We start from the raw sequence: 17,507 nt of genomic DNA, 5'->3' as shown, positions 1-17,507 counted from the left end.
GCGATCGGGAAGGAGCCGGCCGCAGCCGGCCCCTTCCGTCTCACTTAGTTGCAGGGATTGATGGTGAATCCCTTGCGATACTCGGCGAGATGGCTCTCGCGGTCGGCCGGGCTCATCTCCCGCAGCGTCTGTAGCGGGCTCTTGAGGATGTGGCCGCGGACATCGTCGAGCGTCCACATTTCCTTCTGGTCGAAGCGCAGGTGCGGCTGCGCGACCAGGGTCTTGCCGTCCGTGCGGACGAAGCCGAGATCCTTGATGGCGTCGGCGATATCCACATTGTGGTAGACGCTTTCCCACTCGCGACGGCCGCTGAACCGCCCCATCGCCGGGGTCGGACGCCCCTGGTACTCGCCGGCAAACGCTTCGACGGCCGTCCACCGATCGAGCTCGTGGGCGAAGGTGTGCAGCTTGCCATCGATCTCGTCGGTGACCATGTCCTCACGGATGAGGCACGGAACCAGGCACGACCAGCAACGATGCGGATAGACGTAGCCGACGTCGCTGTTGAACAGGATGTTGGTCTGCCCCCGATGCGACAGCTTCTCGTACCATTTCCAGAACTCGCCGAACTGCGCATACCAGCCCGGATACTTGTGCTCGAACCACTCGAAGTCCTTTTCGGTCTGCGCCTCGATGCGCCAGAAGTTCGCCGACCAGCCGACCGCAAAGAACTGGGCGACCTTGTGGACGTAGTGCTTCTCGGTCAGCCGCTTCCAGGCGGTCTGCACGTCGTCATGATGGATCTTGATGCCGTACTTCTCGAGCGGCAGCATGTAGGTCCGGTAATAGTCCTCGAAGATCCAGCGGTGCCACATCTCCGCGTAGGACTCCTTGTTCTTGTCGCGGTTGGTGGTGCCGTATTCGATGAACGTCCCGATCGCCGCGTCGACGATGGCGTGGTTCTGCCAGAAGGCGTATCGCATGTCGCGCTCGAGCAGTAGGTGGTTCTCCGGCTCCTTCAGCATCGACATCAGCATCGAGTGGCCGTTGCCGATGTGGCGGCTCTCGTCCGACTGAACCGAAAGGAACACGGTTGGCAGCGCATAGTCGCCGTTGCGCGCCGCCTCCGACGGCATGGCGACGAACAGCGTGTTGGTGAACGCCGTCTCGGCGACGACGGTCAGGTAGACGTTCGCCGACGTAATGGCGTCACCGGTGATGAAGCCTTCACCGAACTGGCGACCGATCGTGGTGGCGTAGCACTTGCCGAACGCCTCCTCGGTGATGTCGAAGCCGGCCGGGTCGATGTAGTTCTCCATGTACCATTTCTTCAGGTTCATCTGGATGGTCGAGTGACGGAATTCGTCGACCATCTGCATGGTGAAGCCGGTGCGGAGATCTTCGCCGGGTGCAAGGCGCCCGACCATCGCCATGGAACGTGCCGCCGAGATTTCCGGGAACGGGATGATCGCCAGGAACAGCTTCATCCACTCGACCCAACGTGGCTCGACGTTGCGGAACATGTCGCCGCGAAGCGCGGCATCGAGGGCGCCGTAGACGCGGTTGTCCTTTTCCTCCTGCATCGGGAAATAGGAGCGAAGGACCTGCTTCATCGGATCCTTCGGCGCCTTCGTGATCTTGTAGTCGGTGGGGAAGGTCATCGCTTCCTGGACGTAGGACGGATTCCATCCGAGATCTGCAATCTTCTTTGCAGCCTCACCGACGGAAATGCCGCGCTGGGCGGTGATCTTGTTGAGTGTTAGCGTTCCAGACATCTCGTCTTTCCTCCTGATCGGGTCAGAAACCACATCGATATTCCGCCTGCCTGGACCTTCGCGGACCGAGCAGTGCCTACCCGTGCGTTACGGGCCACCTCGCGACCGTTTGCACGGCCGGACGTTTGATATCGGCAAGGGTCTCAGGATGACTGTGGAACGCCTCAGGGATGATCAGGAGCGATCTTCGGACCCAGCCGTCTTCCGATCGCAATTGAGTCAGCCCGCGCAAGGTTCGCCCTCAGCTTGACATCCCCTTCCCTCGTTCTTTTCGCGGCTCGCCCCGGACGGAGCAGTCAGCGTTGTTGTGCCAAACAGCTTTGCAATGGGCGTGCCAGCGCTCTCTTGCCTGGCCCAATCGATTTCTGACTGCCGGAGGTGAGGATCAGCGCTGACGGAGACGTCGCGGCTCTCGGTTGGCGACCCGCGGAAATGCAAACTGCGACAAGAGTTGCAAAATGAGAATCGGCGCAACACGGAGACCGCCACTTTGCGGCGCAATGTTTGCGCTGCAACAGCGCCTGAAATTTCCCCGGGCAATCCGTTGGGCGCTTTCGGAATCGAACGCGGCTCCCTCGATGCGACAGACCTCTTTCGCGTTCAAGGCCGCGCATTGCCGAGACCGGCTCGTTGCCCGCCCACTCAGATTAGCGATAGCCCTCGAAACCGGCCGCCTGGTTTGATCGCCCGACCTTCTCGATCCAGCGTTCCGTATACTGGGCGTAGCAATCATGATCGCAGAAAGGGAGCCCGGTGCTGAATTCTCTCAGATAGTGAGCGTGAATGGGCTCGCAGCAGGACATGCAGAACGTCTTCAGCCACGGTGTTCTGCCATTGACGAGGACGAACCTCATGCGGCGTTCCTAAGCGGTCTTATCGATATGAGATCGACGGCGATGCAAATTGAGACGATGGCGCACAATGAGACTCCGGAGATCAGACCACCTTTGCGGTGTTTGCACTGCGATATGAGCTTGTGAAACCGGTCTGATTGAACTTCTGCAGCGCGTGACCAGCATAAGATTTCACGCGGCTGGGCTGCGGTGACGGCGTCAGACGACACCACACGGGCATGACGATGGCCGCTCGCTCGATCCATCGCGAGGAAATGCATGCTCGCGATGGATGATGCAGCCATCCTTCAAGGGATCAACACGGCCCGCCCATGAATTTTGCCGGCATTGAGATCGTGCAAGGCCTTATTGGCGTCCGCAAGGCGATACTCGGCCGTGGCAAGCTCAACCAGACCTCGGTCCGCAAGGGCCATCAACTCGGTTAGTTCGGCCCATGTGCCGACCAGATTGCCGATGATGTTTTTCTCGGTTATCACCATGTCGACGGTCGGCACCCGAATGTCTTCGCCGTAACCGACGACGTAGTAGCTGCCCATCGGACGGGTCATTGCCAGGCCCTTCGACGTCGTGCCCTTCTCGCCGACGAAGTCGATCACTGCTTCCGCACCGTTTCCACCGGTCAGGCCCAGAACGGCTTCCACTTCGTTGCCGTCGGCTTTCACGAGATGATCGGCGCCCGATTTTTCGGCCAGTTTCAGCGATGCTTCGGACTTGTCGACGACAATGATGTCGGCCGCACACATCGCTTTGAGGCACTGGATTCCGATGTGGCCCAACCCGCCCGCACCGATAACAACGCAAGATTCGCCTGGCAAAAGGTGACGCGTGGCCTTCTTGACAGCGCGATAGGCGGTGAGGCCCGCATCGGCGTATGGCGCGACATCCTTGGGCGCCAAAGTCCGTGGCAGCGGGACGATGTTGCGTTCCGAGGTGCAAAGGAACTCTGCATAGCCGCCGTTGCAATCGAGGCCTGGAAACGTTCCGGGACCATGCATATCGAATCCTCGGCGACAGGCGAGACACGTCCCGCCGCTGATCTTCGGATGGACGATGACGGGATCGCCCTTCTTCAGTCCCTCGACTTCCTTGCCAATTTCTTCGATCCAGCCTGCATTTTCGTGCCCCATAATGAGGGGAAGCAGCTTGTCACCGCTCGGATCCATGTGCGGCTTCCACACGCCTTCGACGATGTGAAGGTCGGTTCGGCATACGCCCGCACCACCTATGCGGACAATGACGTCGGTCGATTTCGTCAACTTCGGATCAGGCACCTTCTCTTCCCCGACCCAAAGGTCGCTGGAAAGTTTCTCGTCGTAGGCTCTCAATACTTGGGCTCTCATTTTCTCCTCCGTGCCCCCGGCGAACTTCGGTGCGCCATCAGGTCATTCGAGCCTCAGCATTTTTTGTGCCAGTAGATTTATGTCGCGGCGCCAACGCCCATTGTCCGAGACGCGCCAACAGCCTTTCTGCGTTGCAGCGCGGACGTCACTGTTCATCCATGATGAAACAGCCGGTTACTACCAGGCATGGATCAGCGTCATCTAAAGTCCTCAATCATCGGAGGATCGATGGTCACGCTAAGCACGACAAAAACGAACAGGGGGTGGACTTTGCTGCGCATTGTTTGCGGCGCACCCCGCTCATGCCCAGATGCGCTTGCCTGCCGTCAGTCCAGGGAGCGGTCGAACTGGCCCTCCACCCTGCCCTCCACGAGCCGAGATCGCGGCCAAACGGAAGGCGGCCGACTATGTTGCCAGAATTCGCTCACGTGGAGCTGCAGCGGGACGGTTCGCCGGTGTCGATCTCTTCGTCACCGGCGATCATCGGCATAGCCTCACCGCCCCTGGAAGACCGCCGGACGCCGTTCGATAAAGGACTGAATACCTTCTCGCGCGTCAGCACTCTTGAGAACGCGGTCCCTGATCGCGGGGATGCACGCAATCGCGGCCGCCTCGCCCTGCTCGGCATATTTCGCGGCCGCTTCCTTTGTCACCTGAATGCCAAGCGGTGCGTTGCGGGCGATGATCGCCGCGATCTCCATGGCGCGGGCGACCTGCTGACCCGCCGGCACGACCTCCTGCACGAGACCGATCTCCCGGGCGCGCTGCGCGGTGAATTCATCGCAGAGGAAGAGATGGTACATGGCATTGCCCCAGCCTGCGCGGGACAGGTAGCGGAAATGTGCGCCGCCAAGGGGGGCGATACCGCGCTTTGCCTCCATCTGGCAGAACCGGCTGTCGTCGGCGGCGACCACGATGTCGCCGGCCAGCATCAGCTCGATGCCGACGGTGTAGATGATGCCCTGCGTCGCCGTCACGATCGGCTTCTTGCAACGCTTGGTGAGGCCGAAGACGTCGACATTGCCTTCCTTGATGTTCCGCCTCTCCGCATTCGGACCGAAGAATTTCGGCATGTCGAGTCCGGCGGTGAAGTCCTTGCCTTCGGCGCAGATCACGCCGACCCAGTAGCTGTCGTTGTTGTGCAGCTCGGTCAACGCGTCCGAAAGCTGGTCCATCATCGCCGGCGAGAAGGAGTTCTTCTTCGCGGGATTGTCGATGATGATCTTCAGAATGTGATCATGTGCCTCGGTGCGGATCGTGCCCTCGGTGGTCATTGCGTCGCCTCTTGTTTATCGGTCGTTCTTGATGGCAAGTGCGGTTCGAATGGCGGCGGCCCGCTCGGGCGGGAACGCTGCCGCGCCCTCCTGGAGAATATCGAGGAACGACAGCACGCCACCGCGTGAGCCCCAGTTGCCCTCTTCGATGATGCGGAAATTGACCCACCAGCCCGGAGGCGGATCCTTCAGCTCACAAGCATCCGCGAGGGCCCTGAGAACGTTGCGAATGACGGTGGCTCGATCCTCGCGGGTCCAGCAGCAGTCCATCACGACGACATCCACCACCATGACATCGCTCGGCTGGTCCGACAGCAACTCTCCGCCGTGCGCGATCATGTCGAGCGACCGCTCGAGGAAATGCACCTGGTAACCTCGCCGCGCCTGAGGAACGAGCCGGCCGACCTCCGGCACCAGCACGGCATCCGTCAGCGTCTTGGCAAGCACCCGACGCTGCTGGCCGGTCAATCGTCCTTGCGGGCTCATTACATGGATAAAGGTCATCGCAATCTCTCCAGGCCAACTATGTCACGTGACATACACTCACGAAGCACTGGCTATGTCAACTGTCATATTGTAGCTTCGGTAACGAGGTGCCTGATGACGTCTGACACGAGAGCGAAAATGGTGGCCGGGGCCGCCGATCTGATGAGCCGCCGCGGCGTGAATGCGACGAGCGTGCGGGAAGTCGTGCGTCACACCGGCACGCCGCGCGGATCGATCAGCCATCATTTCCCCGGGGGCAAACAGCAGCTCATCGAAGATGCCATTGTCTTTGCAGGCGCCCAGGTCAGCGGTCCCCTGCGGCACCTCACCAGCGAACGGGGGGCCATGGCCGGCCTGCGCGCCTTCATCGCGCTCTGGAAGAAGACGCTGGAGCGGACGAATTATCAGGCCGGATGTCCGATCCTGGCGGTCGCCGTCGAGGAATATGTGAGCGACCCCGCCGATCAGGACACCGCCGGCGGACAGGCGGTCCAGCGCCATCTGCTGGATCTTGCTCAAGGCATCTTTGCGGATTGGCAGGAGATCCTGTCGAGTGCGCTGAAGCGCGAGGGTCTTACCCCGTCGCGGGCGTGGCGGCTCGCGACGCTTGTCGTCGCGTCCGTCGAGGGCACGGTCGCAATGTGCCGGGCCGCGCGGAGCGCCGAGCCGTTGGAGGAAGTCAGTCACGAGCTCGAACTCGTCTTGAAGGGCGCGATCGGAAAGCTATAGCCAACCGCGCCAGAGCGTTTAGCGAGGTTGGCCTCATTCAATCCGCAATGCGATCGAGTTGATCACATCCCGCCATTTGGGAATTTCCTGCGCCATGAACTTCCCCAGATAAGCGGGACTGTTCGACGGCGCCGGGATGATTCCTTGCGCATCGAGGATCGGCTTGATCGAGCTGTCATTCATGGCGGCCACGAACGCCGCATTGAGCTTCTCGATGATCGGCTCAGGTACGCCCTTCGGCGCGACGACGCCGAAGAAGACGCTGACGTCGAAACCCTTCAGACCTTGCTCGTCGAAAGTCGGCACATCGGGCAGGACCGGCGTCCGCTCGATCGTCGTGACGCCGAGCGCGCGAAGGATTCCGGCCTTGATGTGAGGGGCTGAAACGAAAATGTCGGCGAAGCTCATCTGAACCTGGCCGCCGACGAGATCGTTTATCGCAGGTGCGCCCCCGCGATAGGGCACATGCAGGATGTCGGTGCCGGCGGCGGCGTTGAACATGACTCCGGCGAGATGAGTGGATGCGCCGTTGCCGGACGAGGAGAAGCTCAATTTTCCCGGGTTCGCCTTCGCATACGCGATCAACTCCTGCACATTCTGCGCCGGCACCGAGGGATGTACCGAGAGCACATTAGGCATTTTGCCGATCATGATGATCGGATCGAAGCTCTTGATCGGATCGTAGCTGAGCTTCGTGTACAGGCTCACATTGATGGCGAGCGGGCCCGATGTCCCGAACAGGAGGGTGTAACCGTCGGCCGGCGCATTCGCGACGAAGTCGGCTCCGACGTTGGCGCCGGCGCCGGCCCGGTTTTCGACAATGACGGCTTGGCCGAGCTTGGCTCTGACGCCCTCGGCCAGAGACCGCGCCAACGCGTCCGTCGGTCCGCCGGCCGCAAAAGGCACGACGAATTTAATCGGCCGCTCGGGAAATTCCGCCCACGCCATCGTGGGCATGGACAACACAATGGTCGCAAGAATTAATCTGCGGCAAAGACCGATGAACCCCATAAGCTTCTCCCTCCCCGAGGCAAGGCTTGAGCCACGCCGTTTCCAACTCCTTGCCGGTTGGGTGTGGCGACACTGTCGCGCAGCACATCCGACTATTGTTCTAGGAAAGTGTCCGTTCGGTCAGGTCACGCGTACGTCACCGTCACGTTGCCGAAGCGTCCAAAATCAGCGACGAACGTCTCACCGGCCTTCGGTCTCAACATTCCGGTCACCGTGCCCGTGCTGATCATCTGCCCCGCCTTCAGGCCGATGCCGGTCCGCGAGAGCTCGTTGGCGAGCCATGTCACCGGCACGATCGGATGGTCGAGCGCGATCGCCGCATTCCCTTTCCGCCTCAATGTCCCGTTGCAGGTCAGCACGACCTCCTGGCCGGCAACATCGCGCTCCCGCCAATTCTCGATCGGCGGACCGTATGCGATGGTCCCACTGCCGGCTCCGTCTGCAAGGATCGCCGGCAGAGGGGGAAATGCTGCGTCATGGACGAAGCGACACTCGGCCAATTCCACGCCCGGATGCAGCGAAACGACGGCTTCCTTGACTTCTGCCATGCTGTAAGGAGCTTCGCGCGGCGGAAGATCCGCGCCGAGCAGTGCCTGGTATTCGACTTCCGGGATGGGGCTGCACTGGCGTGCATGCTCAACCGTAACCGGCGATGCCTTGATGAGCGGAGCGTAGACCCGGCCATAGATCGGCGAGTCCGTGCGCAACTCGCGCTGCAACCCTTCCTTCATGGCCGCAATCTTCCAGCCCCCGACGTCCCAGCCGAGCTCCTCCTCGACCATGCGCGCGACGCGATAGGCAGTCGGCTTGTCCGGCGGCACGAGACGCTGGTCGAGGCCGCTCTGCTGGCGTCGTTCGCGGCGCAGGCCTGCGAGCAGGCGGGCGAGTTCGCGTTGAGCCGACTGATCCATCGTGACTACCTCACCAGGAGCTCGGCCGCGCGCGACAGCGGCACCGGCGCCTCACCCAACAGCAGGTCGATGGCCTCGCCCTCCCAGCGCTGGCCTTCCAGGTTCAGCGTGTTCGGCTCTTGCAGGCGATGCTCCAGCACGAAGCGGGCGAGCAGCAAGCGGCGAGCATCGCCGCCGGACGCCCCCAGGCGCAAGCCTTCCTGGATGAACAGCGCGGCGGTGACGGCGTGATAGAGCTTGCCCGCTGCCGCACGGCAGAAACGCTCGTTCTCCTTGCGTGAGGCGACTTCTTCGGCAAAGCGCAGCGCGCCGTTGATCGCCCCGTCGAGACGCGTACGGAATTGACCGGGAACACCTTGCGCGTCGCCGAGCCGGCTGAGGAGATCATCGCGCAAGGCGGCATGGGCGCCGACCTTTCCAACTGCGCGCTGCACGGCATCGAGCGCGTTGATGTTGCTGGTGCCCTCCCAGATCAGGCCGAGATGGGCATCACGCACCAGCCGTGCATTCGGCCAGTCCTCGATGTACCCGTTGCCGCCGCGCGCCTCCATCGCACCGGTCGCGACCGTGACATTGTCACGGCAGGCGCGGTACTTGACGATCGGCGTCAGCAGCCGCAGCACCTTCTCCTGCGCGGTCGCCGAATAGAGCAGCGCCGACAGCGCCTGCTCGGTCGGCACCATCAGCTTCACGAGCTGCCGGCGCATCAGGGGATGATCGACCACCGCGCGGCCGAAGGCATTGCGGTGACGGGAGGCCTGAAGCGCCTCGTTGAGGCAGCGACGCATCATGCCGGCGGCACGTGCCAGATGCGACACGCGGCTGGAGTTCACCATCACCAGCATGTGCTTGAGGCCCTGGTCGAGCTCACCGAGTTGGTAGGCAACGGCGCCATCGAAAACGATCTCGCCGCTCGCCATCGTTCGACTGCCGAGCTTGTCCTTGAGCCGCATGATCCGATAGGCGTTGCGGCTGCCATCCGGCAGTGTCTTCGGCATCAGGAACAGGCCGAGGCCGCGCCCGCCGGCCGGTGCGCCCTCCGGCCGTGCCAGCAACACGGCAAGCTCCGCATCTGCGTTTGAGCAAAACCATTTTTCGCCATAGAGCTTCCAGTGCGCGCCATCGCGCACGGCGGTCAGTTCGGCCGCACCGACATCGGAGCCGCCGGCCTTCTCGGTCATGAACTGCGCACATTTGAACAGCGTGGCCGGATCCTGACTCCACATGCGCGGAAGATATCGCTCATGAAGCTCGGCGCTGCCGAAGCGGCGCACCAGCTCCGAGGAGCTGTCGGTGAGGTTCACCGGGCAGAGCAGGCCGAACTCGGCCTGGGCGAAGAGGTAGTGAAACACGTATTTCGCGATCGGCGGCATTGCGGAGGGCCAGCCCAGCACGCCACTGCGGTTGCACATCGCGTGCATGCCGAACTGCCCGAACGCAATCCGTTCCATCTCGCGATAGGCGGGGTGATATTCGACCCACTCCTCGTCGCGGCCATAGCCGTCGCGGGGATGGAGCACCGGCTGATGGCGCTCAGCCTGATCGGACAGATCGTGCAGCCTGTTTCCGGCGAGCGCGCCGAGCTCGGCAAGATGCGGCTCGAGATGCGCCAGCAATGGCGCGTCCATGTAGAGGGGAAGCAAATCCCGAACGCTCTGGTCGATGGAATAGTAATTCAGCCCACGGCAGGTGGGCGCTAACGCCATCGAGCGCCGGGACGACGCTTCGCGACGGGCCAAACCGGCATGAACGGTCATAAGCTTCCTCTCCGGATGAGCGTGTCTTGGGCGGGGCGGACCCGGGCCAATTTTCGGGTATGACTTGACAGCGTTCCACGCAAACGACTTCTTGGGTGGGGGCCTTGAGCCAAACTCAAGGCTCGCTTATCCGCGGGGCGCACGATCATGGCTTCACGACGACTTCCTCCACTCCATGCCGTGCGCGCATTCGAAGCGGCCGCACGACATCTGTCGATCACGCGCGCCGCCGACGAGTTGAACGTGACAGTCGGCGCTGTCAGCAGGCACGTCCGCGCACTCGAAGTGCGAATGAACACGGCGCTGTTCCTGCGGGGATCGCGGGGCCTGGTCCTGACTTCGGCCGGCAAGGCTTTCGCCGATTCCGCCCGCGAAGCGCTGGACCGTATTGCGGATGCGGCTGAAGGCCTGCACCTGCGGCAGTTCAGGCGGCTATCCGTCGGCGTCTACGGATTCTTCCTGTCGCGCTTTCTCCTGCCGATGTGGCCGGGGCTCAAGGCGGCACATCCCGAGTTGGAGATCGACCTGCACACCAGTGCCAATCCGGTTGACCTTCTTGCCAGCCGCTACGACGCCGTCATTGCCGTCTCGGACGGAGAACCGAGAGCCGGCCTCGTCACCCGGCCTTTGCTCCCGATCGCCACCGTGCCGGTCTGCTCGCCAACTCTGCTGAAGGATGGCGCGCTGGACTTCACGTCGGTTCCGCTTCTGCACAACAGGCCGCGGCCGGACGATTGGCGGCGCTGGCTGGACCATGCGCAGCTCACCAAGGTGCCGGTCCGCGGCGGCAGCAGCTTCGAAAACCTTGGCCTTGCCATCGAAGCTGCGGCCGCAGGCCTCGGTGCCGCCATCGCGATCGAGAGCCTGCTCGACACCGATCTTGCGCAGCTCGACCTCGTCAGAGCGCATCCTATTGTCCGGCCGACGCGACGTCACTTCGTGCTCGAATACGAACAGCGCATGGCGGATGACCCGGCCGTCGCCGCATTTTCCAAATGGCTGTGTGACGCCTGTAAGCAGCAAGGCAGCAAGAAAACAGCGGCCAGGAAATCCGCGCGGAAGGGTTCGCTCGGCTGAGCGTTGAGTTTCACTCAAGACGCACCGAAAAAACCTCGTTTGCCAGCCTGATCCGGCTCTGACACAGACCCTTCATCACGCAGCGATGATGGGGGGAAACGCCGGATGAGATCAGTATTCGGACTGCTCGTCGCAGGACTGGCAATCGGGGCAAGCGCGCCTGTTCGTGCACAGATCTCCGGCGACGTCGTGAAGATCGGCGTATTGACCGACATGTCGGGCATCGTCTCCGACGCAACGGGCGAGGGCTCGGTCGTCGCCGCGCAGCTGGCTGCGGAGGAATTCGGCAACCGCGTCGCCGGCAAGCCCGTGCAGATCGTCTTCGCGGACCATCAGCTCAAGCCCGACGTCGGCGCCAGCATCGCCCGCAAATGGTTCGAACAAGATGGCGTGGACGCCATCGCCGATGTTCCCAACTCCGCCGTCGCACTCGCAGTGCAGGAGGTCGCCCGGACACGGTCGCGCGTCATGCTGTTCTCATCGCCTGGAACGACCGCGCTTACCAACCAGTTCTGCTCTCCGACCAGCGTCGCCTGGACGTTCGACACCTATGCCCTTGCCCGGGGAACGGCCAAGACCGTGGTCGAGGGCGGCGGCAAGACCTGGTACTTCGTGACTGCGGACTACGCTTTCGGTCATCAGCTTCAGAAGGATGCCAGCGCCGTCGTTCAGGCCAACGGCGGCAAGGTGCTGGGAGCCTCGGCGCACCCGCAAGGCACCACCGATTTCGCTTCGTTCCTTCTGCAGGCGCAGGCGTCCAAGGCAAGCATCGTCGGGCTCGCAAATGCCGCCGGCGACACAGTGGCAACCATCAAGCAGGCCGAAGAGTTCGGCTTGACGGCGGGCGGACAGAAGATGGCCGCGATGCTCCTGCTGCTCACCGACGTCCACTCGCTTGGCCTCCAGGCGACGCAAGGCACTTTCCTCACGACGCCCTTCTATTGGGACCTCAACGGACAGACCCGCGCCTGGTCGGACAAGTTCGCGGCACGGCGTAAAGGGCAGCGCCCCACCTTCATGCAGATCGGCGTCTACGAGGCCGTTCGTCACTATCTTCAGGCCATCGAAGCAACCGGTTCGGACGACGCAAACAACGTCGTCGCAAAAATGCGCGCAACACCGATCGAAAGCGCCTTCACGCATGGCGCCACGATCCGCGAGGACGGCCGCGTGGTTCGCGACATGTATCTCGCCGAGGTCAAGGCTCCCAAGGAGTCCAAGGGAGAGTGGGACCTCTACAAGATCCTGCGCACGATCCCGGCTCAAGACGTGACCATCCCCCTGGCCGAGAGCACCTGTCCGCTCGTGAAGCGCTGACGGGATATCAGACATCCGACTTCAACACCCGAGGACGACAATGACGATACCCGAAAGCGAGTGGCAGTATCCTTATGGTTCCAAGCAACGCTATCACCTGCAGCATGTGCATCTGTTTGCATCCAACGTCGATGCTACCATCGACTTCTACAAGAAATGGTTCGATGCCGAGGTAATGTGGGACGGCGACGTCGCCGGCGCACGTAACGTCTTCATCAAGGTCGGCATCGGCGCGCTGCATCTCTACGACCAGCTTCCGCGCGGCGAAGGCAAGAATGCCGTCCACCATCTCGGCATGCAGGTCGTCGGCATCGACGAGCTCTACGACCGCATGAAGGCCGCGGGCCTGCACATTCCCAATCCCATCCGGCGCCTGGGCGGTGGCGGCGGCTATTTCATGCTCGGCGCGCCCGATGGCGTCGTCATCGAGATCTTCGAGCCGGGCAAGCTGCGCGAGCCGGTGGTCCGCAGCTACTATGGCTTTGGAGGCTAAAGCCCGTGGAAACCGCTCCCCCGCTCGATACCGTCGCCGATCTCGTTGCCGCTCACGCTCTGAGGACGCCTGACAAGACGGCCCTGACATTCGTGGACGTGGCGGCTGACAGTACTTATCGGACGGAGGAGCGCTCCTACGCCCAGTTGGAACGAAACGGCGCTGCGCTCGCGTGGCGCCTCGCCGCGCTCGGCCTTCGGCGCGGCGACACGTTCGCGCTGATGATGGCCAATCATCCGGAATTCGTCGAAGCCATGCTGGCCGCCGCCATGCTGGGAGCGGTCTTCGTCCCGATCGATCCTCGAACAATCGGTGAGAAACTGAACTTCATGCTGTCGCATGCGGAGTGCCGCGGAGTGATCTGCTCGGCAGATTGTGCGGCCGCCATTGCTGGCCTTGACGGCAATGCCCTCTCCTGGGCCGTGATCCTCACGGAGAATGGCGCCTGGCCTCCCTCGGTCGCACGGGTGAACCTGAGCTACCGGGATGTCCTGGAGGAAGGCGGATCCTGCGATCGCATCGACGTTTCGCCGGCCGATCCCATGATGCTGATGTTCACGTCGGGGACGACGGGCAACCCCAAGGCCGTGGTCATCTCGCACGGCGCCTATATGAGCCGGGCCCGCGGCATGCACGGCATCGAGCTCAATGCCGATGATGTGCTCTACACCGGCCTGTCGCTAACGCATATCAATGCACAGGGCACGCTGCGCATCGGCCTGACCGCAGGCTTGCCGGTCGTGATCAGCCGCAAATTCAGCAAGCGGCATCTCTGGCCGATCTGCCGGAGGTTCGGCTGCACCATGTTCAACATTCTCGGCGGCATGATCCCTGAGATCTACAGCATCCCGGAAGCGCCCGACGATGCGAGCAACCCGGTCCGGCTTATCATCAGCGCCGGCATGCCGCCCGACCTCTGGAAAGAGTATGAGCGCCGCTATGGCGTGCGTATCTGCGAGATCTACGGCTCGACCGAAGGCGGCGGCGCCCTCACCAACCCGCCTGGATCCGGACCGGTCGGAAGCCTGGGCAAGCCACCGCCCGAGGTCGAAGCGGCCGTATTCGATGACGACGGACGGCGCTGCCCGGCGATGCAACCCGGAGAGCTGCGCTTCCGGCGCAAGGATGGTGTGCCCATCAAGACCACATACTTCAGAAATCCGGAGGCGAGCGAGGCAAAGGTTGTCGATGGCTGGTTCCGCACCGGCGACGTCGTGCACGAAGATGAAAACGGCTGGTTCTTCTTCCATTACCGGGTTGGAGGCGGCGTCCGGCGCAACGGCGATTTCATCAACACCGCTCTGGTTGAGGCGGCTCTGATCAGATCAGGCCTCGTCTCCGACGTCTTTGTCTATGGCGTCGCGACGCCCCGGAACGTAGCGGGGGAGAAGACGCTGGTTGCCGCCGTCGTCCCGTGCGCCGCCAATTTCAGAGAAGCAGATCTCCTGGCGTATTGCAGCAAGTCGCTACAAAAGCGAGACATCCCCGAGATATTTCAGGCGCTGGATGCCATTCCGAAAACCATCTCCGAGAAGCCGATCGAGCGGGCCTGCATCGAGCGGCTGCGGGAACATGGCATGCTGAGCCGACCGGCGGCCGAGCATTGAAGCCCGACTGTGACACCCCGAGCGAATTCACCGACCTCGATCTTGGTCGCCACCGCAGCGGCGTCTTGTGCGCGGCAGAGGGCGTGAGGACGTCACGGTGGCGGTCGTAACCCTCACCTTTGCTTGGCGATAAAGTCCTGCAACACCGCCGCGACCTCCGGCATGACCGGGTCCAGAACGACTGGCCCCGTCATCTCTGCACTGTCCTGAAGGGTGTGAAACAGAGGATGCAGACCAAACATGCCCAGGAAATTTGTATATCCGGCGCCCTTGACATCTCGCAACTCACCTGCCGCTGCACGATCGCCAACGAGCCATGTGGCCTGCTCCTGCTGCAGGTGATTCCGCGCGGACGCTGCCAGCGTCTCGCTCACACCGAAAAATCGGAGTTGAGCGTCGACTTCGGGCAAGATTTTCCACTGATCGCCATTCCTTACGCGCTGATAGCAGGCCAGTGACGCACCATAATGCAACCACAAGATCTTAGCATCGGGCCGTGGCGCCTTGTCGCGAAGGAAAAGCTCCATTCCGCCGTGTCCAATCTCGTGACCTGAGGTGGCGACGAAGATGAAGTTGGCATCGGGGAGTGACCTGGCCGCGAGAGCCGCAGTTGCGAGAAACGCGGCAATGCCGGGCCCTCGCTCGCAAGTGCTGGTGAACCAGCTGGTTACCGGGGTGGACACGATGATGGTCGTGTCCTTGCCGCGATCAAGCCGTCCGATCACGTTCTGACCGCCAACATTCCTTTCATAGCGCCCCTTCACAGCCACGGTGACGGGGCTGTCGGTCCGCCCTGCCTCTTCGAGCAGGGGCTCGTCTTTTGGCGCAACCAAGAGCACCGGTACGCTCCAGGGGGCGTCGGCCTGGGCAACATTGTAAGTGAAGATTTCTCCACTGGGATGATCGATCGTCAGCAGGATTGCCGCGGGCCCACTGCGCGACGCGGCGGCAATCGCGGCGCGATGCTTCTCGTTAAGATAGGCACCTCGGTCATATGGAATCTTAAGTCTGACAAATTTTCCGGCGACGTTTCCGTCTCGGGCTATCGGTGCGGTGAGCGTGAAGCTGGATTTGTCTTCCGGTATCCACCATTGCGGCACGATCGAAGCCGTCTTTTTCCCCACCGTCATGGTTGCGGAATCAAGGACGTATTGCCGCTCTATGGAAAACCGCTGGGCTTCGACCGCAAGGCCCGTGGCCTGAAGTCGTTCGGCGATCCAATCTAGCGCGGCGTTGGCGCCGACCGTACCGAACCGATGGAGACCGAACCGTTCATAGCGCTTCACATCATCGTACAAGGCACTACCCGCAAGGGGGTCAGTGGCTTGAACGACGGACGACGTGGAATTCACGGAATTTTGAGCCGACGCGCCGGCCAGCCCAGCCGCCGCCAAGCAGCAGGTGAGCATCAAAAACAGCTGCCTCATCCTCAGGCCCCTTCGATCCAGAGCGCTCCGATCAGACCTTGATCATACATCATCGCTCCTCGCCTGACGAGAAAGTTGCCGCGCCCTGAATTCAGTGCGCTGAAGCGCCTCACGCGTTCGCGATCACCAGACTGGGGGTAAGCATGTCGACGAACCCGCGCCCTAGAGTTCGGCTTCCAAAGCGGAAAACGTTTGCTTGATGAAGCTCGCGAGCGGCTCTGACCTGGTTCGTCGGCCGATGCGTCGTCGATCCCCTGAGTGCACTCATTATGCAGATACGGCAGACGGCGGAGATCTCGACCCGTCGACATGTCGACGGACTGTGCGCCTCTTCACGGGAAGCGGTACGCTCGGACCTGGAGTTTGCCTATGGGGATCCGAGCAGGTCAAATCTCGCGCGTACAAGGGTTCCGTTATGGTTTGCTCGGTGCGCTACAAGCCGCTCGCAGGTCACAATCCGGACGCGAGAACGACGAGGTTCATGATGTCCCACACGGGGATCAAGGTCCGGCTGGCTGCCTTGCAGGATATTCCTTATGCCCCGCTGATATTGGCGGTGCCGCTTCCTCGGGGAACGGGCAGCGTTCAGCTCGCTATGGCTGCACCACCTGTATCGGCAATTCTGGCCCCCTCGCACCCGTCATGGCGGAGGCAATCGCTTCAAGGACGATCGCGCCGGTCGCGGTGTTCAGGCGAGTTGATGACCGCAGGCGCGGCTTGTCGACAATGTTCAGCGCAAAGAGACAGCTACGCTTGTCGAGGTTAGATTCTCTTTGATCTCCCGGTGCACACGTCGTGCACACGCCGCCTTCTAACTGATTGAAGTCTCGCTCCAATCCATCATGGTCAAGTTTGAGCCAACTCCAGCAATCGATGTCCATTCGGATCGAAGAGGCACAGAGACACCCCTCCTCCTCATCACCGCGGCGGTCGCCACCACCTACGCCCTGTCGCTGCGGTACGAGCGCCATTTCATTGTCGCCGAGCGAGCGCGTTTAGGCAGACCATAGCGCTGCCGCCCGGCCGCGGCATCGCCGGGAACAACCGGTCATCGCGGTGCTGCACGACGGGCACAGCTTTCGGCTCGCGTACAGCACAGTCCTCGGATTTTTCCTGCCACCCGCATGCGTAGTTCATCGCTTGACGTCGGTGCAACAGTGTCGCCGAAAGTTGTCCGCGATCTCCTCAGCTCTTGACCTCTCCGCCGGCCGATAGTGAAATCCGGCTTTCAGTAATTGTTGCGGGGGTGGCGTCGTGGAAGAGTTCTACAGAGACTTCGCGCAGCGGGCGCGCGATCTGGCGGAGAATGCGGGCCCGTTCACCAAGCGGTGGCTGCTCGACCTGGCCAGCGGTACGATCTCAAGAGCGGATCAAGCTACGGACGCTCCGGTGCCAAGGGCAACGCCGCCGAACTTGCTGTTCTCCGGCTCGGGTGAAGTGAGTAAGGGCGGCATCGCAGAGATCCGGTGCACTTAGTCCGCAACGCACGAGAGCGCAGCGTTGGACGAG

The 17,507-nt window shown here is 62.1% G+C and carries 16 protein-coding genes; 6 read left to right on the top strand and 10 right to left on the bottom strand.

Features of this window, described 5'->3' with window-relative positions; all coding sequences use genetic code 11:
• Positions 1-44 precede the first annotated feature (44 nt).
• The 5 genes from ACNJX8_RS17950 to ACNJX8_RS17930 all read right to left on the bottom strand — a co-directional run bounded on the left by ACNJX8_RS17950 (position 45) and on the right by ACNJX8_RS17930 (position 5,687).
• Positions 45-1,715, bottom strand: coding sequence for an aromatic/alkene/methane monooxygenase hydroxylase/oxygenase subunit alpha (locus tag ACNJX8_RS17950; RefSeq protein ID WP_439361526.1), 1,671 nt, complete (start codon positions 1,713-1,715; stop codon positions 45-47).
• 647 nt (positions 1,716-2,362) lie between these two features.
• Positions 2,363-2,569 carry a hypothetical protein gene (locus ACNJX8_RS17945; RefSeq protein WP_439361525.1) on the bottom strand — a complete coding sequence of 69 codons (207 nt, stop codon included), beginning with the start codon at positions 2,567-2,569 and terminating at the stop codon, positions 2,363-2,365.
• A 287-nt stretch (positions 2,570-2,856) separates the two neighbouring features.
• Positions 2,857-3,909, bottom strand: coding sequence for an NAD(P)-dependent alcohol dehydrogenase (locus ACNJX8_RS17940; protein ID WP_439361524.1), 1,053 nt, complete (start codon positions 3,907-3,909; stop codon positions 2,857-2,859).
• A gap of 494 nt (positions 3,910-4,403) precedes the next feature.
• A complete protein-coding gene (locus ACNJX8_RS17935; protein WP_439361523.1) occupies positions 4,404-5,183 on the bottom strand; it encodes a crotonase/enoyl-CoA hydratase family protein in 780 nt (259 codons plus the stop codon).
• A gap of 15 nt (positions 5,184-5,198) precedes the next feature.
• Positions 5,199-5,687, bottom strand: a complete 489-nt coding sequence (locus ACNJX8_RS17930; protein WP_439361522.1) for a tautomerase enzyme — start codon at positions 5,685-5,687, stop codon at positions 5,199-5,201.
• Positions 5,688-5,783: 96 nt separating this feature from the next.
• On the opposite strand from ACNJX8_RS17930, the gene ACNJX8_RS17925 reads away from it, so the two are divergent.
• Positions 5,784-6,398, top strand: coding sequence for a TetR/AcrR family transcriptional regulator (locus tag ACNJX8_RS17925; RefSeq protein WP_439361521.1), 615 nt, complete (start codon positions 5,784-5,786; stop codon positions 6,396-6,398).
• A gap of 33 nt (positions 6,399-6,431) precedes the next feature.
• Here the strand turns inward: ACNJX8_RS17925 and ACNJX8_RS17920 are convergent, their stop codons facing one another.
• The 3 genes from ACNJX8_RS17920 to ACNJX8_RS17910 all read right to left on the bottom strand — a co-directional run bounded on the left by ACNJX8_RS17920 (position 6,432) and on the right by ACNJX8_RS17910 (position 10,077).
• A complete protein-coding gene (locus ACNJX8_RS17920; protein WP_439361520.1) occupies positions 6,432-7,355 on the bottom strand; it encodes a Bug family tripartite tricarboxylate transporter substrate binding protein in 924 nt (307 codons plus the stop codon).
• Positions 7,356-7,534: 179 nt separating this feature from the next.
• The gene (locus tag ACNJX8_RS17915) at positions 7,535-8,320 is read right to left on the bottom strand and encodes a 2-keto-4-pentenoate hydratase (protein WP_439361519.1); all 786 of its coding nucleotides are present in this window, start codon (positions 8,318-8,320) and stop codon (positions 7,535-7,537) included.
• A gap of 5 nt (positions 8,321-8,325) precedes the next feature.
• Positions 8,326-10,077, bottom strand: a complete 1,752-nt coding sequence (locus ACNJX8_RS17910; RefSeq protein WP_439361518.1) for an acyl-CoA dehydrogenase family protein — start codon at positions 10,075-10,077, stop codon at positions 8,326-8,328.
• A gap of 147 nt (positions 10,078-10,224) precedes the next feature.
• Between ACNJX8_RS17910 and ACNJX8_RS17905 the strand changes: the two genes are divergently transcribed.
• From ACNJX8_RS17905 to ACNJX8_RS17890, 4 genes are all read left to right on the top strand, one after another.
• Positions 10,225-11,154 (top strand): LysR substrate-binding domain-containing protein, encoded by a 930-nt coding sequence (locus ACNJX8_RS17905; RefSeq protein ID WP_439361517.1) that lies wholly within the window; start codon positions 10,225-10,227, stop codon positions 11,152-11,154.
• A 105-nt stretch (positions 11,155-11,259) separates the two neighbouring features.
• Entirely contained in the window at positions 11,260-12,471 is a 1,212-nt protein-coding gene (locus ACNJX8_RS17900; RefSeq protein ID WP_439361516.1) for an ABC transporter substrate-binding protein, read from the top strand.
• Between the two features lie 40 nt (positions 12,472-12,511).
• Positions 12,512-12,964, top strand: a complete 453-nt coding sequence (locus tag ACNJX8_RS17895) for a VOC family protein (RefSeq protein ID WP_439361515.1) — start codon at positions 12,512-12,514, stop codon at positions 12,962-12,964.
• Between the two features lie 5 nt (positions 12,965-12,969).
• Positions 12,970-14,571, top strand: a complete 1,602-nt coding sequence (locus ACNJX8_RS17890; RefSeq protein ID WP_439361514.1) for an AMP-binding protein — start codon at positions 12,970-12,972, stop codon at positions 14,569-14,571.
• 113 nt (positions 14,572-14,684) lie between these two features.
• On the opposite strand, the gene ACNJX8_RS17885 is transcribed toward ACNJX8_RS17890, so the two are convergent.
• Positions 14,685-15,998 (bottom strand): hypothetical protein, encoded by a 1,314-nt coding sequence (locus ACNJX8_RS17885; RefSeq protein WP_439361513.1) that lies wholly within the window; start codon positions 15,996-15,998, stop codon positions 14,685-14,687.
• A 593-nt stretch (positions 15,999-16,591) separates the two neighbouring features.
• Positions 16,592-16,969, bottom strand: coding sequence for a hypothetical protein (locus tag ACNJX8_RS17880; protein WP_439362078.1), 378 nt, complete (start codon positions 16,967-16,969; stop codon positions 16,592-16,594).
• 283 nt (positions 16,970-17,252) lie between these two features.
• On the opposite strand from ACNJX8_RS17880, the gene ACNJX8_RS17875 reads away from it, so the two are divergent.
• Positions 17,253-17,474 (top strand): hypothetical protein, encoded by a 222-nt coding sequence (locus tag ACNJX8_RS17875; RefSeq protein ID WP_439361512.1) that lies wholly within the window; start codon positions 17,253-17,255, stop codon positions 17,472-17,474.
• Positions 17,475-17,507 lie beyond the last annotated feature (33 nt).

Origin of the sequence: Bradyrhizobium sp. SPXBL-04 (assembly GCF_051853035.1) — a bacterium.
Taxonomy (GTDB): Bacteria; Pseudomonadota; Alphaproteobacteria; order Rhizobiales; family Xanthobacteraceae; genus Bradyrhizobium; species Bradyrhizobium zhanjiangense.
The sequence above is the reverse complement of the archived record's forward strand: the minus strand, read 5'-3'. Positions and strand labels throughout refer to the sequence as shown.

Bases quoted from the DNA above. Each gene is read 5' to 3' on its own strand.
- ACNJX8_RS17950 (WP_439361526.1), bottom strand. From the start codon at position 1,715: ATGTCTGGAACGCTAACACTCAACAAGATCACCGCCCAGCGCGGCATT.
- ACNJX8_RS17945 (WP_439361525.1), bottom strand. From the start codon at position 2,569: ATGAGGTTCGTCCTCGTCAATGGCAGAACACCGTGGCTGAAGACGTTC.
- ACNJX8_RS17940 (WP_439361524.1), bottom strand. From the start codon at position 3,909: ATGAGAGCCCAAGTATTGAGAGCCTACGACGAGAAACTTTCCAGCGAC.
- ACNJX8_RS17935 (WP_439361523.1), bottom strand. From the start codon at position 5,183: ATGACCACCGAGGGCACGATCCGCACCGAGGCACATGATCACATTCTG.
- ACNJX8_RS17930 (WP_439361522.1), bottom strand. From the start codon at position 5,687: ATGACCTTTATCCATGTAATGAGCCCGCAAGGACGATTGACCGGCCAG.
- ACNJX8_RS17925 (WP_439361521.1), top strand. From the start codon at position 5,784: ATGACGTCTGACACGAGAGCGAAAATGGTGGCCGGGGCCGCCGATCTG.
- ACNJX8_RS17920 (WP_439361520.1), bottom strand. From the start codon at position 7,355: ATGCCCACGATGGCGTGGGCGGAATTTCCCGAGCGGCCGATTAAATTC.
- ACNJX8_RS17915 (WP_439361519.1), bottom strand. From the start codon at position 8,320: ATGGATCAGTCGGCTCAACGCGAACTCGCCCGCCTGCTCGCAGGCCTG.
- ACNJX8_RS17910 (WP_439361518.1), bottom strand. From the start codon at position 10,077: ATGACCGTTCATGCCGGTTTGGCCCGTCGCGAAGCGTCGTCCCGGCGC.
- ACNJX8_RS17905 (WP_439361517.1), top strand. From the start codon at position 10,225: ATGGCTTCACGACGACTTCCTCCACTCCATGCCGTGCGCGCATTCGAA.
- ACNJX8_RS17900 (WP_439361516.1), top strand. From the start codon at position 11,260: ATGAGATCAGTATTCGGACTGCTCGTCGCAGGACTGGCAATCGGGGCA.
- ACNJX8_RS17895 (WP_439361515.1), top strand. From the start codon at position 12,512: ATGACGATACCCGAAAGCGAGTGGCAGTATCCTTATGGTTCCAAGCAA.
- ACNJX8_RS17885 (WP_439361513.1), bottom strand. From the start codon at position 15,998: ATGAGGCAGCTGTTTTTGATGCTCACCTGCTGCTTGGCGGCGGCTGGG.
- ACNJX8_RS17880 (WP_439362078.1), bottom strand. From the start codon at position 16,969: ATGGCGCTCGTACCGCAGCGACAGGGCGTAGGTGGTGGCGACCGCCGC.